This is a genomic window from Saccharopolyspora tripterygii, assembly GCF_054778355.1.
This window is the reverse complement of record NZ_BAAGZP010000008.1, coordinates 785579-800267: the sequence shown is the minus strand read 5'-3', so window position 1 is coordinate 800267 and position 14689 is coordinate 785579. Positions and strand designations below refer to the sequence as shown.

Sequence of the window (14689 nt, the reverse complement as noted above, 5' to 3'; positions counted from 1 at the left end):
TTGTTGCTGGTCGACGGCCACAATCTGCTCTGGAGAGCAGCCTTCGGGTTTCCCGCGGAGATCCGCTCGCGGGACAAAACCCGTGACCTCACCGCCCCCTTCGGCTTCTTCGCCCTGCTACGGGTCGCGATCCGCGACGAGCTAACGGCGGCCCCCGAGGTGATCGTGATCTTCGATGGTGAGCACGGCTCGGTCGAACGCCAGGACTCCGATGCCGACTACAAGGCAAACAGGGAGCTCGACGACGGTGCGCGCAAGGCCCTGGAAGCGATCCCGGTAGTCCAGCGTGGACTCGACCTCTACGGCATCCCGTGGATCGAGATCGAGACCGCCGAAGCCGACGACGTCATCGCCACCCTCATCGCACACACGCGTGACCGACCCGCATGGATCTTCTCCACCGACCGCGACTACTACCAGCTGCTCGATGAGCAGGTCCGAGTGCTCAACACGGCGATGCACCCCGGCAAGAGGCACATCGGCCCCGACGACGTGATCGCCCGCTACGGCGTAGGTCCAGCGCAATGGCCCTACTTCTGCGCGCTGAAAGGCGATCCCGCCGACAACATTCCCGGCGTTCGCGGCATCGGCGCAGCCACCGCTGCCCGTCTTCTCGACGGTGGACTCAGCCTTGATGACCTGCCGGCCTCCGGTCGGCTCACCGGCGCCAAGGGGAAGCTCGTCGAGCAGCAGTGGCAGCAGGTCTTGGCCTGGCATGACCTCATCCGCATGCGCACCGATCTGCCGTTGCCGCTGGAGCCCACCGGTGACGCTAGCGCTGAGTTGCCCAAGCCAGCCGAAGTGATCGAGAAGCTGGAGCTGTGGTGATCGACTCAAACCCCGCAACCAGCCCGGCGTCCGTGCTCACGGTCATGGCCCACCCTGACGACGCCGAGCTGTGGGCCGGCGGAACGCTCGCTCATCTCGCTCAGGCAGGCACTGCCGTAATCATCGCGGTGCCCGAACATGCCGATGCCACGCGCAACGCGGAAGCTGCTGCAGCCGCACACGTGCTGGGGGCCACGTACCAGCCGTACCCGGCCGTCAATGCGAACACGCTGCACAATCTGCTCGACGCGACTCGTCCCGAGATCGTCATCACGCATCCGCTGGAGGACGTGCATCCCGATCATCGGCACCTGGCGGCCACGCTGACCGCGGCACTGCCCGAGATCGTGATCGCGACCGGCTTCCCACGCCGGGTCTACACCAGCGATACCTACAACGGGCTCACCGTTGACGGTCCGATCGCCGCACACCGCATCATCGACGTCACCGAAACCTGGAACATCAAGATGCGGGCGCTCGCCGCGCATGCCTCACAGCCCATCGCCGAGCATTTTGGTCCGATGGCCGAAACCCTGGGCCGTCTGTGGGGAAGCCGCATTGGCACCCGTTATGGCGAGAATTTCGCCCCGCTACCCGTTCTCGGCCGCATCCCAGCAGCCACCACGCTCTGACTCACCACAGCCACTCCTGGGGACATCACTATGGATATCACCGGGCAGACGCGCGTCCTCGACGAAGGCGTCTACCAATACAGCACTTTGACCACCACCGACCAGCTGGAACGCATCACGAGAGTGGTCTCCTCCGGAGCGCTCAGCGCCATCGCCGGAGACCAGGTCAGCGAGTTCGAGCAGCACGTCGCCGGGCACCTCGGCCGCCACGGCGCAGTCGCCACCGCTTCTGCCACGGCAGCCCTCGAACTCCTCCTGGAGTGCCTTCCCCAGCGCGAACACGATGAACGGGTCGTCATCCCCGAGGTCTGTTGGATCTCGGTCCCCACCGCCGTCCTTCGCAGCGGCCGAACACCGATCATCGCCCCCGCAACCAACGACCTCACCCCGCACTGGGAACAGATCGAAGCCCTACTTGATGAACGCACCACTGCGGTGATCCTTGCCCACCTCCGAGGCCGCCCAGCCCCGGACACCCAGCGCATCGCCGACGAGCTCACCCAGCGCGGCATCACGCTGATCGAGGACTGCGCCCAAGCCTGGGGTACCACCCTCTACAAACAGCCAGTCGGGCATCACGGCCTGGCAGCGGTGTTCTCGACCGAAACCCACAAACTCGTTGCCACCGGCGAAGGCGGGGTCATCGCCACGGACGACCGCCACCTACTGCACGCAATGCGGGCCGTCGGCGGCAATACCCGCCTCGCTCTCCCCGACACGGTCCAAGGCCGAGGCAACGTCCGAATGAGCGAGATCACCGCAGCGAGCGCTCTGCCCCAGCTCAACTACCTCGATGACCTGCGGCAAGTCCTGCGCCCACTCCAGGATGCGCTGATCGACCGGATCGAGGACGTGGCGATAACACGCAGCATCCTCCCCATCTCGGTCGAGCAGTCGCCCAGCCTCGGTGCCGACGCATCGAACGGATCACTCGTCGGCGTCTGGCTCCCCACCCCTCGTCACGCCCACCGCGTCGCCGACCAGCTGTTCCGGTCGGGCATCCGTCACTGGTGGCCAGGACCTGGTGACCCTCACCTGGCCCAGAACTGGCCGAGCACGCCGACCACGTCCCTCGGTCACGTCGTCGAGCCGGCCTGCTACCTCGACATCCAAATCCCCGTGCTCGACGAATCCCACCATCCGGCGTTCCTCGATCTGATCACCTCCGCCCTGCGTCTGACCGAAGACGAATGCGAGACCGCATGATCGGCCGCCATCAGCCGCCCCTGCACTGCGCAATCATCGGATGCGGCCAGGTCGCACAGGAATACCTCTCCACGCTCCAGCACACCGCCGACCTCACGATCACCGCGTGCGCTGACATCGATCGCAGCGCCGCAGACGCGTTCGCTGAGCGCCACAGAATCCCCAAAGCCGACGGCCCCAACGACATCCTCGCTACGACCGACATCGACGTCGCCGTCATCCTCACCCCGCCGGCAACCCACGTCGACCTCGCCTGCCGTGCGCTCGACGCCGGAGCCCACGTCTATGTCGAAAAGCCGCTCGGCCTCACCGCCGCCGATTCCGAGCTGCTGCTTCGCACCGCATCCATTAAAGGACTTCTCGTGGGCGCCGCGCCCGACACGGTGCTCGCCCCACCCGCGCGCGCAGCCGGCCACGCGTTGGCCACCGACGTCATCGGCACCCCCCTTGCTGCCGATGCAGCACTACTGGCACCGGGACCCGAAAGGTGGCACCCGGCACCACAACCGTTCTATGCCTCCGGCGCCGGCCCGCTTGGAGACATGGGCCCGTACTACCTGGCCATGCTGACCTACCTGCTTGGCCCCATCGACTACGTCGAAGCCACCACGACCTCGACCCGCAGCGAACGCACTATCCGAACCGGCCCTCAGGTCGGCAACACGTTCCGAGCGGACTCCCCGACCCACGTAGTCACGCTCCTGCGCACCCGCAGCCAAGCCCTCATCACGCTGACCACGAGTTTCGACATCACCGCCACTGCACGCCCGCACGTGGAGATCTACGGCACCGAAGGCTCGCTCGTGCTACCAGACCCCAACTTCCACGACGGCCCCGTGCGCTACCGCCGCCGCGGAGAACAGGACTGGCAGGAGCTTCCGCAGGATGCCGCGGCCGGCCCCACCGGCCGCGGACTCGGAGTGCTGGACCTCATCGACTCCATCCGCAACGACGCCTCGGACTGCCGCAGCGGCCACCGCGCTCACCACGTCGTCGAGATCATCGAAGCCATCGAGTTCGCAAGCACGAGCGGACATCCCGCCGAGCTCCGACTGCTACGAGAGGAGCGGGGTGCGAGCCTACGCTGACATCTCCACAGCGTGGCAACGGTTGGCCACCTACCTCGGCGCAGGCTTTCGCCCCGAACTCACGCACTTCACAACGTTGCGGACGTTCCTCGACACCGAGTGGGGACGCCTCGGGGATGCCTTCTACAAACAGAGCGTGGGGTACCTCTACGACTTGACCCACTTCCACTACATGGGAGTCAAAGACCCGTTCTTCGCCTTCCTACTGGAATTCGCACGCGAACACAGCATCACCGATGTCGCGGACGTCGGATGCGGAATCGCGCTGGACACCCAAGCTCTACTGCAGGCCGATCTCGACGTGCACGGCTACGACCTGGATAACCCGTGCTTGGACTACGCACGCTGGCGGCTGAATTGCGATCTCGACGAAGCCCACCGCATCCACGCACTTGACCAGCTCCCCGCCCGACGCCATCAGCTCGCCTACGCCGTCGACGTTCTCGGACACGCTGAGGACCCGACGGATCTGATCGAGCTGCTGTTCACTACAGCGGACTACGTCTTCCTCAACCTCGCCCCCCACGATCCGGACCATCGCTACGGCAGAGCTGACCTACACCCGGTCTTGGACCACCAACGCGTCCTTGCCGACCTAAGGAAACATGGCGACCTCATTCGCCTGGGCACACAACCGCCCAACGTCCTCACTGTCTGGTGCTCGCACTACCAGCGACAGCTGCGTACTCACGCAACGCCGACTCCAATCAGGTGAATCCCGTGGACGTGGCCACTGCTTCGGCGCAGGTCAGCTCAGCGCGTTCCGCATTGGTGCAGCATTCGTGCAGCAATTCTGCTCTGGTTAGCAAGGTTGCGGACCGGTTGACTTCCATTTGGTTGCGGCGAGGTGCACCCGGCCGGTTTCCCCCCACCCCGACACCTCGCCGCAGCCAGTCCCCGTCAAAGCCAACCGCTGAACCGGTGCCGCCACGTTATGAACGCCAACCACCATCCAGCAGCTACGCCATTCCCCGCAGAGGTCGATGCACTGCTCACCGCCGTCGCGCGGGATGGTTTCACCTTGCGCTACTGCAACGGAACGCGTCAGCCGACGCTGATCGTCGGCACCTATGACTGGGGGACCTTCGTTGACCTCTTCGTCATACGGGATATCGACGACGTCATCAGCGCCCGGGTACCTGCCACCGAGGTTCGCGACATCTTCGAAGCCGAGGTGATGGTCTGGCTCTACGCAGGCGATACTGAGAAGTCACTTCGCGCGCTGCTCGAACTGCCTCACCCTGACCATCCCGAAGCGCCGACAGGCCGCGCGCCTGCACCAGCCTCACTGCACGTTCCAGCCGCCAGGCAGTCGCCGGTGAGCATCCGCCCTCCATCCGAGTTGGCCGCCCGAGCCCGGCAGATACGCCTCGGGGCTTCGCTGCTCGCCAACACAACCAAAATTCCCAAGTGAACTGGGGTGGAATTCGTGAGCTACCGAATCGGTAAGAGCTTCTCCTTCGACGCTGCGCATTGCCTGCCGAGCCTGCCACCCGAGCACAAGTGCTCCCGCCTCCATGGGCACACCTACACCGTGGAAGTCGTGCTCTCAGCGGCGAACTTGGATCCACCGGGGTTCGTCACGGACTTCGGCGAGTTGCGTCCGCTCCGCCACTACCTCGACGCCACGCTAGATCACCAACACCTGAACAAGGTCCTCGACGTCGAACCGACCAGCGAGAACTTGGCCTGCCACATCGCCCATTGGTTCCAAGAGAACGTCGAGCCGACGATCCCTGCGCGTCTGGACACGGTACGCGTATACGAGAGCGCCACCAGTTGGGCCGAGTACGAGGTGCCACGGCCATGACAGCTATGAACGACGCGCTCACCCGCCCGCTGCTCGTGGCAGAACATTTCGGCCCCACGCTCCAAGGGGAAGGGCCGTCTACCGGGAAACCAGCCCTGTTCATCAGGCTCTCACGCTGCAACTTGTCCTGCCCCGGGTGCGACACCCCGTATACCTGGGACTGGACGCGTTTCAACCCACGCCTGGAAGGCAAGAAAATCACAGCGAAGGCCCTACACCGTTGGGCTATGAGCTACAAGACCGACCTAGTCGTCATCACCGGCGGCGAGCCGTTGCTCCAGCAGGATGCGCTCCAGCCTCTTGTTCGGTCTTTAGCAATCGCAGGGCGCCGGATTGAGATCGAGACCAAACGAACAATCACTCCGGATCCTGACATAATCGAATATGTCAGCCAGTTCAACGTGTCGCCGAAAACCGCATCCTTCGCGGGAAGCGATGCAACGCGCCTACACCGGATCAACCCCGATGCTCTTCGCAACTTCGCTTCTTCCCAAAAGGCCGTCTTCAAATTCGCCGTGTCGAGCGCAGAAGACCTGGACGAAATATCGCTCCATGCCGCCGAATTCGGCCTTGAACCCGTGTGGATCATGCCCGAAGGGACGACGCCCGAAGTAGTCCTGGGACGGATGCCCTGGCTTGCAGAGGAAGCGATCAGACGGGACTGGAATCTGTCTGGCCGACTGCACATCCTCCTGTGGGGCGACCAACGCGGCCGGTGATCAGTTCCCGGACTCAGCCCGGTCGAAGGTACTCCTGGCCACCTCTCGACAAACCGGAGACAGCCGTGAGTCAGCGCTGTCCGTAGAACTCGGCTCGTGACACTCACCGCACTAAATCGCAGCTGCGAGTGACGACCTCGCAGTTGCAGCGGGCACTTATCTCACCCCCGCTGTTCGACCTGACTGTCCGTCGACTCGGAGAGCAAGGGGCCAGGCGGTCCGTCCATCCTCGACGGACCACACCTGATCTACCGCGTGAAGGAAGGTCAAAGCTTCGCCGTTCTGTCTGCCCGATGTGGCACCGCTCAACGGCTCTTCAATCGTCGAACGGGCCGAGTCGTAGCAGCATGGAAGCGGATTAGGCGATCCGGACCCTCCCCCACCGGGTCCACTGGAAACGTAGGCGTGCCTACCCCAGTGACCGGTCGGCAACAGACACAGGTCAGCGTCGAGGTTCTGCGAAAGTCGCTCCACCTCGCACTCCTTTCGCGCAGAGAGCGAGTGGCCGGCCTCGCTCCACCACACCCACCACGAGATCAGGGTCTCGTTGTCCCCGTAATCCTGCGACTGCACAAAGCTGACATGCTCGGACGGATGTCCAGGATCCAAGTTGCAGCAATGAACGTTTTCCACTTGGGTTAAGGCTGTGTGGGTGTCGCTGCGGACGGCGTTGACCAGCCGGGTCGCCAGCCGTGGGCTGGAACGGACCTTGCGGAGGATCTTCCAGGACTTGAGCTGGGCGTTCGCGCGTTCGCCCGGCCCGCGTAGCCGGGCGTGCGCTGTGTTGACGGCCTTTTCGTTGGCCGACAGCCGCCGACGACGATCGCCGGTCTCGGGGTCTCGCGGTGGACGGCGGTACGGAACTTCGACATTCGCCTCCGCGCCGCGATAGGCGCTATCGGCGATCACCCGAACCCCAGCGTGTGCGAGTGCGGCGAGCAGGCCGTGTTCACGGGCCGCACCCATGTCGTGCCGCGCACCCGGCAGAGCAGGCGAGGTCCAGATCAACCGCCCGGCCGGATCCGCGAGGACCTGCACGTTGAGCCCGTGTCTCTTCTGTTTTCCGGAGTAGAACGGGCGATCCCGACCACCGCTCATACCGACCCGGTCGATCCGCAGCAGGGTTCCGTCGAGAAGAATCACGAACGCCTTCCGCCTGGCGGTTTCGACTGCCTCCGCCAGGGGCGAGGTCATCGTGGCGAGCACGTCGAGAGCTTCGCGGATATAGCGGAACACCGTCGCAAGCCCGATCCCGAAGCCACCCGCGAGGTCGGCGTAGGTCTCACCTTTACACAGGTAGGCCAACACCAACAACGCCTGCTGGCCAGCGTCCAGGCGCCGCCACCGAGTCCGGCGTACCCGCCTTTCCTGGCGTAACGCCTCGGCCAGCATCGTGAGCGAGCGACTGGACACCGACATCGACGACGGGTAAGAAAGCACCGAAGCTCCTGGTGGGACAGAGTTGATCTAGACAATCACTCGTCTACCAGGAGCTTCTTCATTCCCCACACCCACCCTCACCAGCACCGCAACCCTGCTAAGCCAAGTGGAAAACGCTCGCTGGAGCCAGCACGCAGCCTGCCACGACACCATACTTGACCTGTGGTTCGGCCCCGAAAGCTACGCCGAGCCCAAAGACCAAGCGCGCTGGCGACAACGACGCGCCACCGAAGTCTGCGCCACCTGCCCAGTACGCACCGACTGCCTGGCCGAAGAACTCATCCGCCCCATCAGCGAACAACACGGAATCCGCGGCTGACTCACACCCCGCGCACGCGAACGACTCCTGGCCCGATGGCGCCATTCCGGACACATACCCAGATACCGTCCACCCGACGGGATCGAAACCGTACGCCAACTACTGGAAAGGCATGAACTAGATCCGCTCCTGGGTATACCCTTTGAAAACTTTTCGTTCGGAATTGTCCTCAGGTAGTCCGCCGTCTCCAATGGCGTGGTGGCCTGTGCGAGCAGGTACGAATTGCGAGGGGTCGATTGGCGGCTGTGCTCTCGGCACAGTGAACCTTGCCCCTAGGTAATAGGGAATCAGATCTTCCAAGCGAGAGCTGCCTGCGGCCGATCTCGCCTTCAGGGAGACGTGGTGAACGCGTGTAAGGTGAGGAGCGCCTCACGTCTATTAAGCCGATCGAGGCGCGTGAGGCGCGATCCAGGTTAGCTATTTGTCGCGTTCAGGTCTTCTTGTTCCCCAAGGGCGGAGCAGCCGAGCCAGTTGTCACCTTGCGGTGCGCTGTCGGTAAACAAAGTATAGGTGAATCGCCGTTGGCCATCGACGATCGCCGTAGAGGTTACCCTAGAAGTTAGATTGTACATTACGTAGCGCACGCGACCATCTGGCTGAACACTTGATTTGCCACGAGTAATGGTCTGCTCGAAACACGCTCCGAAACCGTATTCGGTATCTGGATAGACTGGGTGAACACTGCCCGTTGACGCCGGATGTGCAATGTGGATAACACCTGATAATTCATCCCCACATAAAAGATTCACTTCCCCTTCTTCGCCGGAAGCCGTATAAACCAGCGCGCCTACCCAGCCATTTCCAACATAGTCAGGATCGTGATCAAAAGCATCGATACACTGCATCGGTGCTGGATCTGACGGTGGCGGGGCCGCTGCCGCCGGAGTCAAGATGCTCCCTGCAAGAAGAAGCACCGCCGTGCCGATTGCAGACCCCCAGGGCAAGAATTTACGATTCAAAACAACTCCAAAAGGAAATTTCGGACTTTTAATAGAATAGAATGCGCCGACCAATAAACGCACGACTCAAGCTATAGGGCCAGCCAACGATGGGCAACCATTTCAGCGGAGGTTCACCTATTCAGACCAAGGTGATCGGCGATGTTGCAAAATGTGCGAAGGGATGCGTCTGAGTTCGAAGTGAGTGCTGCAGTCGGCGTGGCAAAAATAAGTCGAGTTGATCGATGAACTGCCGAGGGGTATCAACCTGGTATAGACCTACGAGCGTAGGTCAAAGAGTTGGTCACAGAACGGGTCGGGCTGGCGGCGAGCGTGATCGCCCCAAGGCGAGAGAGCTCCGCTTTCGAGATTTCTCATCAACCTGGAAAGATTGGCCCTACCGGTAGGGATATCGAGATCAACGCCGATCACCTTGGGATTATCGGAGGTTGTGAAATATAGTCGCGCCCAGTTGAATTCACTTTGCTCACTCCAGGAAAACCCAGCGAGTCGGGTCTTGTTCTCCGGAGGTAGAGCTGCTGGTTCGCCAACAGCACCAAGAACGGTGGCGCGTAGAGCGTCGCTCGCTGTGTCCAATACAGGGTCATCGAGGAAATCACTGGCGTCGAGCACAGGGGCGCCATGTAGATCTCCAACGCTTGTCAGCGACTCGAATCGGTTTCGATCGTGCCTGCGAATGCTTTCTGAGCGCCTGATAATCCAAGCTACATCCTCGTAGCCAAGAGGCCGATCAGCTCCTTCGGAAACAGGGATGGCCAACGCGTACCGCCATGCGAGCTGGTTGTGCGGAGTCAGTCCGATCCAGAGGCTCTCATGAGTACCTCGGACAACCGCACAGATGGTTGTACCTACACCCTGAACGAGGTTCATGGTTGCTGAGCCGAGGTCGCGAACCAGCTCCAAGTAGGCCGTGTCCTGGTGCAGGGTTGGTCTCGTCATGCCAGTCCAGTCCTATCTTCCGCTATCATCGCTCACCTCGTAACGCTCCAGGTTTGCAACCTTACCTAGCGCAGCGGGTTCTGTGAGCTGAGTTCGAAGATGCAAAGCGAAGAGCGGACTGCGGCTGCGTCTCAAACCCTATTTGAGCAGCCCCATCTCGACATAGGCGTGCCAGTGCACACCGAGGTGCAGCTAGCGATCGGGATCACGCATACAGGACAAGGCGCTTCACGGTTGGAACCCGCTCCGGTGTCGGCAGGAGTGGTGGGAACTTCACGGCACCGAGCGGGAGATGAGGGGTATGGATCAACAGCGACGCTGGGGCTTGTTGGCCTGCTGCTGCAGTAGCCATTCGCGCGCGTGGGCCAGGAGGTCGTTGTCGTCGCGCCAGCCCTCGGGGTTGACAGGGATTCGGGCGACGATGCGGCGGTTACCCCACGTTGCCCCGAGGCCGATGCCGCGCAGTACGACCATGTGCACGTCGCCCGGTTCCCACCGGAACGTCCACCCGCCCTCTTCCACCCACGAGGTGGGGTGCAGAACCATGCGCGCTCTCCTGGTCACGAAAAGGCAGGGGCTTCCCTCGGGGGCCTGGTGTTCGGGGGAATCACCAGGCCCCCAAGGGGTGCCCCGTCGACGTGGTGTGACTGCGCGTCGACGGGACACTGAACGTTTTCCACTTGGCGTGGTGGGGTCGTGGCGCTGGTGAGGCTGGGTGCGGGGAGAGAAGAAGCTCCTGGTAGACGAGTGGATTGACTAGATCAACTCTGTCTCTACCAGGAGCTTCGAGGTGCTTTCTTACCCGTCGTCGATGTCGGTGTCCAGTCGTTCGCTGACGATGCTGGCCGAGGCGTTACGCCGTGAACGGCGAGTACGGCGGACCCGCTGGCGGCGCCTGGACGCTGGCCAGCAGGCCCTGTTGGTGCTGGCCTACCTGCGCAAAGGCGAGACTTACGCCGATCTTGCGGGCGGGTTCGGGATCGGGCTGGCGACGGTGTTCCGCTATATCCGCGAAGCCCTCGACGTGCTCGCCGCGATGGCGGTGTCCCTGGCTGAGGCGGTCGAGGTCGCGCGGCGGAAGGCGTTCGTCATCGTCGACGGCACCTTGCTGCGGACCGACCGGGTGGGCATGACCGGCGGCAGAGATCGCCCGTTTTACTCCGGAAAACAGAAGAGACACGGGCTGAACGTGCAGGTCGTGGCGGATCCGGCGGGCCGGTTGATCTGGACCTCGCCGGCGTTGCCGGGTGCGCGGCATGACATGGGACCGGCGCGTGAACACCGTCTGCTCGACGCACTCGAACACGCCGGAGTACGAGTGATCGCCGACAACGCCTACCGCGGAGCCGGATCGAATGTCGAAGTGCCGCACCGCCGTCCGCCTCGTGATCCCGACACCGGCGAGCGTCATCGGCGGTTGTCGGGAAACGAGAAGGCTGTCAACACAGCACACGCCCGGCTACGCGGCGCCGGCGAACGAGCGAACGCCCAGCTCAAATCCTGGAAAATCCTCCGCAAGATCCGCTCCAGCCCCCGGCAAGCGACCCGACTCGTCGACGCCATCGGCAGCCTCATCCACGCAGGTTGAACCCAAGTGGAAAACGTTCAATGATCTGGTTCACTCAGCTGCGGAGCATCCGGCAACGCATCCAGCCAAGTGCACTCCTCGGGTGAAAGCGTGAAGGTCGCTGAGCACTGGTCATCGGTCATGGCGAGGAGCATATCGGGGCGATCCGACACTTCTGGGTCAGCGAAAGCACTTCGCCATGGACATCCTGCTCATCGAACACCATTAGCATCAGCGGGCTCACGAGGGCTCCGTAAACCAAGTTGGGTTGGGGACCAGCCCGGCGCGACCTAGTTGCTGAACGCTTGAAACAGTCGGCCGGACCATCAATCGACTACTATCTGTCCACGTGCCATGACGAGGTGTGGCTGTCCCAGCACAGCGAGATCGGAACGTGGGTCGCCCTCGACTGCGATGATGTCAGCGCTGTAACCGGGGGCGAGGCTGCCCACGTTGCGCAGGCCGAGCGCCTCTGCAGCTGTCGTTGTGGCCATTTCGATGATCTCGTCTCGGGAGAACCCGAGGTATTCGTAGAGTCCGAGCGCTTCGGCGTAGCCGGTGAAGGTCGACCCGCGTAGGCCGGCGTCTGTGCCGGGGATCATGGGGACACCGAGGTCGCGCATCCAGCGCACGCGCTTAACGATTTGTTCGGCTCGGTCTGGGCCGAGCCGTTCGAGGAAGGCGCGCCAGTGCGGTGGCCAGGCGAGACACGCGTGGATTCCGCGCTCTGCCATGGTTTTGGCGACGTCGTCACGGGTTTCGTACCCACCGCCGTTGGTCATCCACGTGCAGTGCTCGATGGTGCTGACCCCTGCATCGACCGCTGCAGCGATGGCTTCGGTGCCGTGAGCGTGAGCTGCCGCCGGCAGCCCCGCGCTACTTGCTTCCGAGACCGCGAGGTGAAGCTGTTCTCCGGTGAACTGCGAGGCCCACATCGGCGGCGATGTCGGCGTGATCTGTCCGCCCGAGGCCATGATTTTGATCAGGTCAGCGCCACGGTCGGCGGAGTCACGAATACGTGCTCGGATGGCATCCTCGCCATCGACCTCGCCCCCGAAGAAGTGGCAGTGCCCGCTCGGGGGTGTGAGAGGTGCACCGGCCGCAAGGATGCGGGGTCCGGCGAGGGTGCCACGCTCGATCGCGTCGCGCACGTGGAAGACGAGACCGCCGCGGTCTCCGAGGTCGCGCAATGTCGTGACGCCGCTCCGCGCGGCGGCCTGGGCTCTGCCGACCATGGCCAGCAGAAGTTCGGTGTCATCCGAGTCGAGATAGTGCTGCAGCGGCTCACTGCTGGCGTCTAGGGCGAGGTGCACGTGACAGTTGATCAGCCCTGGTAGCACGGTGTGCTTGGCGTATTCGTGCAAGACGGCCTCATTGGAGGCTTGTCGGCTGACCTCGTCGCGGTGTCCGAGGGCCACGATCCGGTCATCGTCGACGAGTACCGCACCATTGGGCACGGATTGACCTGCTCGTCCGGTCAGGATCGTGTCCGCCGTGATCAATCGCTGCACGAATGAGCCTCCGTCAGGGTTGTTGGTTCAGAGTGCGCGGGCGAGTGCCAAGAGCTCGTTAATTTCCCCGTCGACCTCGTTCGGGCTGACGCCAGTTGGTGCGGCCACGAGGATCGCTGATCTCGTGCTCGGCTCGTCGCCTGCGAGTTGACGTTGAATGGCGACTTTGACCGTCTCGGCCTGCTCGTGCGCGGGACGATCAGTGTCATATCCGGCGTCGGCGAGGTGTGGGCTGAGTTGGACCATCCCGTCGCGAATTTCGACTACGCGGCGCCAGAAGCGACGGTGCAAGCGTGCCGGCACGATCTCGTCGCGATGGTTGTTCTTGCTCGCTTCGAGTTCATCGTTTGGGAATGCAGTGTGAAGGCACTGCCACAGCGGCCGAAGGGCATGGAACTGGCGGCGCCGTCGGAGCCAGAGTCGCGCGGCTGCCCAGCGAGCAGAAAGCCCGACGAAGCAGACGCCGAGAACGAAAGCCAGGATCCCGAGGGGAACCAGCAAGTTCACGGCAGTTTCGAGCTGAGTCGGTACGTCGCCACCCGACCAGCGGATCACGACGAAGGTTCCTCGGATCGCCGCGGCCACGGCCAAGCACGAGAACCCCACTGCAGCGACCCGAAATCCCCACCGGGCGCGTGGCGCCGACTCGGCAGCGTATTGGGTTGCCCAGTAGGCAGTTCGTCCTGCTGCGTAAGCGAAGTACAGCGAGCCGGCAAAGTAGAAGACAGCCACGCCGTGTTCGGTCATGTCGGCAGGCAATCGCCCTGTCTGAGAAAAGACGGTCTCTCGTAGCGCTGTGGGTGTCGCCAGCATGGCCAGTGTCATCACGACCGACGTGCCCGCAAGTACGACAGCCTCGCCCCAGGCTTTACGGACGGCTCCCTGCCCCACAGCCGAGAACAGGAAGAACAGCATCAGGCAGAACCAGGAGCCGTTGAGCGCGAGGTTGTAGATCAGCTTGCTGGCACTCTCCGAGACGATCTCGCTGAGGCCGACTAGCGTCCCGAATACCCGCAACAAAATCCAAGCAACCACGGCCCGGAGCGCGAGATCACCGGGTTCTCGTAGCAGCCGGTAGCCAAACCATCCCAGTGCCAACAGCAGTGCGACCGTTACGGGACTCATAGCCAGTCCTGCCGATCGCCGAGGGAGCGCTGGGCTCGACGAGCTCGCGGTGAGCTACCAGGGCTGGTGACTGCACTGACTACCGCGGCGCGTTCGAGCAAGAGAGTCGCGACGGTTTCGGCGTCGCGTTCCTGATCTGTGTCGTAGTGCGTTCGACGCAGCGCTCGGCGCAGGAGATCCGGCGGGACGTCCGGGAGAAGTTCTGCCCACACCGCGTCATCGCCGTCATCGGAGCTATGCCCTGCGAGAAGGTGTCCCAGTTCGTGCGCGATGATGTGCTGCTGATGCAGCACCGTCGTCTCCTGCTGATAGATGATGTAGTCGGCGCTGCTGGTCCGAAGCCACAACCCGAAGGGGCCAGGGACTTCGAGGCGAATGGCAAGGAGCCGGATGGTGAGGCCACGGTGCTCGCCAAGCCTCTGGCACACCTCGGTCATGTCGATCGGATGGCTGATGTCCAGAATGGATAGCTCCGCGCGAAGCTGCTGACGGAGCCTCCGTTCCCTCCCTTTCGGAGTGAACATGTCCTCACCTCCGATCGTTGGT

Annotated in this window: 15 protein-coding genes and 1 pseudogene; 10 read left to right on the top strand and 6 right to left on the bottom strand. The window is 63.1% G+C overall.

Annotated elements, in window-relative coordinates; genetic code table 11:
- The first annotated feature begins 3 nt into the window (after positions 1 to 3).
- The 8 genes from ACYVF3_RS09355 to ACYVF3_RS09320 all read left to right on the top strand — a co-directional run bounded on the left by ACYVF3_RS09355 (position 4) and on the right by ACYVF3_RS09320 (position 6283).
- Complete coding sequence (locus ACYVF3_RS09355; RefSeq protein WP_461153768.1) at positions 4 to 828, top strand: 5'-3' exonuclease; 825 nt, start codon at positions 4 to 6, stop codon at positions 826 to 828.
- Positions 822 to 1460 (top strand): PIG-L deacetylase family protein, encoded by a 639-nt coding sequence (locus tag ACYVF3_RS09350; RefSeq protein WP_461153767.1) that lies wholly within the window; start codon positions 822 to 824, stop codon positions 1458 to 1460. The genes ACYVF3_RS09355 and ACYVF3_RS09350 overlap by 7 nt, the downstream gene beginning before the upstream one ends.
- A gap of 30 nt (positions 1461 to 1490) precedes the next feature.
- Positions 1491 to 2666 (top strand): aminotransferase class I/II-fold pyridoxal phosphate-dependent enzyme, encoded by a 1176-nt coding sequence (locus ACYVF3_RS09345; RefSeq protein WP_461153766.1) that lies wholly within the window; start codon positions 1491 to 1493, stop codon positions 2664 to 2666.
- A complete protein-coding gene (locus ACYVF3_RS09340) occupies positions 2651 to 3754 on the top strand; it encodes a Gfo/Idh/MocA family protein (RefSeq protein ID WP_461153765.1) in 1104 nt (367 codons plus the stop codon). Before ACYVF3_RS09345 ends, ACYVF3_RS09340 begins: the two co-directional genes overlap by 16 nt.
- A gap of 22 nt (positions 3755 to 3776) precedes the next feature.
- Complete coding sequence (locus ACYVF3_RS09335) at positions 3777 to 4469, top strand: class I SAM-dependent methyltransferase (protein WP_461153764.1); 693 nt, start codon at positions 3777 to 3779, stop codon at positions 4467 to 4469.
- A gap of 219 nt (positions 4470 to 4688) precedes the next feature.
- Positions 4689 to 5168: a hypothetical protein gene (locus tag ACYVF3_RS09330; protein WP_461153763.1), complete on the top strand. Its 480-nt coding sequence runs from the start codon at positions 4689 to 4691 to the stop codon at positions 5166 to 5168.
- 15 nt (positions 5169 to 5183) lie between these two features.
- Positions 5184 to 5564, top strand: a complete 381-nt coding sequence (locus tag ACYVF3_RS09325) for a 6-pyruvoyl trahydropterin synthase family protein (protein WP_461153762.1) — start codon at positions 5184 to 5186, stop codon at positions 5562 to 5564.
- Positions 5561 to 6283 carry a 7-carboxy-7-deazaguanine synthase QueE gene (locus ACYVF3_RS09320; protein WP_461153761.1) on the top strand — a complete coding sequence of 241 codons (723 nt, stop codon included), beginning with the start codon at positions 5561 to 5563 and terminating at the stop codon, positions 6281 to 6283. The genes ACYVF3_RS09325 and ACYVF3_RS09320 overlap by 4 nt, the downstream gene beginning before the upstream one ends.
- A 663-nt stretch (positions 6284 to 6946) precedes the next feature.
- Here ACYVF3_RS09320 and ACYVF3_RS09315 read toward each other — a convergent pair.
- Positions 6947 to 7723: pseudogene (locus tag ACYVF3_RS09315) on the bottom strand (transposase family protein); the annotation flags it as partial.
- Between the two features lie 106 nt (positions 7724 to 7829).
- Between ACYVF3_RS09315 and ACYVF3_RS09310 the strand changes: the two are divergent.
- A complete protein-coding gene (locus ACYVF3_RS09310) occupies positions 7830 to 8042 on the top strand; it encodes a WhiB family transcriptional regulator (RefSeq protein ID WP_461153760.1) in 213 nt (70 codons plus the stop codon).
- 413 nt (positions 8043 to 8455) lie between these two features.
- Here the strand turns inward: ACYVF3_RS09310 and ACYVF3_RS09305 are convergent, their stop codons facing one another.
- A complete protein-coding gene (locus ACYVF3_RS09305) occupies positions 8456 to 9064 on the bottom strand; it encodes a hypothetical protein (protein WP_461153759.1) in 609 nt (202 codons plus the stop codon).
- A 1182-nt stretch (positions 9065 to 10246) separates the two neighbouring features.
- Entirely contained in the window at positions 10247 to 10486 is a 240-nt protein-coding gene (locus ACYVF3_RS09300) for a hypothetical protein (protein ID WP_461153758.1), read from the bottom strand.
- A gap of 244 nt (positions 10487 to 10730) precedes the next feature.
- On the opposite strand from ACYVF3_RS09300, the gene ACYVF3_RS09295 reads away from it, so the two are divergent.
- Positions 10731 to 11528 (top strand): transposase family protein, encoded by a 798-nt coding sequence (locus tag ACYVF3_RS09295; protein ID WP_461153757.1) that lies wholly within the window; start codon positions 10731 to 10733, stop codon positions 11526 to 11528.
- 305 nt (positions 11529 to 11833) lie between these two features.
- Here the strand turns inward: ACYVF3_RS09295 and ACYVF3_RS09290 are convergent, their stop codons facing one another.
- The 3 genes from ACYVF3_RS09290 to ACYVF3_RS09280 are packed head-to-tail and all read right to left on the bottom strand — an operon-like array spanning position 11834 to position 14667.
- The gene (locus tag ACYVF3_RS09290; protein WP_461153756.1) at positions 11834 to 13018 is read right to left on the bottom strand and encodes an amidohydrolase family protein; all 1185 of its coding nucleotides are present in this window, start codon (positions 13016 to 13018) and stop codon (positions 11834 to 11836) included.
- Positions 13019 to 13045: 27 nt separating this feature from the next.
- Complete coding sequence (locus tag ACYVF3_RS09285) at positions 13046 to 14143, bottom strand: MAB_1171c family putative transporter (protein ID WP_461153755.1); 1098 nt, start codon at positions 14141 to 14143, stop codon at positions 13046 to 13048.
- Positions 14140 to 14667, bottom strand: a complete 528-nt coding sequence (locus ACYVF3_RS09280) for a hypothetical protein (protein WP_461153754.1) — start codon at positions 14665 to 14667, stop codon at positions 14140 to 14142. Before ACYVF3_RS09280 ends, ACYVF3_RS09285 begins: the two co-directional genes overlap by 4 nt.
- Positions 14668 to 14689: the final 22 nt, after the last annotated feature.

Bases quoted from the DNA above. Each gene is read 5' to 3' on its own strand.
- ACYVF3_RS09345 (WP_461153766.1), top strand. From the start codon at position 1,491: ATGGATATCACCGGGCAGACGCGCGTCCTCGACGAAGGCGTCTACCAA.
- ACYVF3_RS09340 (WP_461153765.1), top strand. From the start codon at position 2,651: ATGCGAGACCGCATGATCGGCCGCCATCAGCCGCCCCTGCACTGCGCA.
- ACYVF3_RS09330 (WP_461153763.1), top strand. From the start codon at position 4,689: ATGAACGCCAACCACCATCCAGCAGCTACGCCATTCCCCGCAGAGGTC.
- ACYVF3_RS09320 (WP_461153761.1), top strand. From the start codon at position 5,561: ATGACAGCTATGAACGACGCGCTCACCCGCCCGCTGCTCGTGGCAGAA.
- ACYVF3_RS09300 (WP_461153758.1), bottom strand. From the start codon at position 10,486: ATGGTTCTGCACCCCACCTCGTGGGTGGAAGAGGGCGGGTGGACGTTC.
- ACYVF3_RS09285 (WP_461153755.1), bottom strand. From the start codon at position 14,143: ATGAGTCCCGTAACGGTCGCACTGCTGTTGGCACTGGGATGGTTTGGC.
- ACYVF3_RS09280 (WP_461153754.1), bottom strand. From the start codon at position 14,667: ATGTTCACTCCGAAAGGGAGGGAACGGAGGCTCCGTCAGCAGCTTCGC.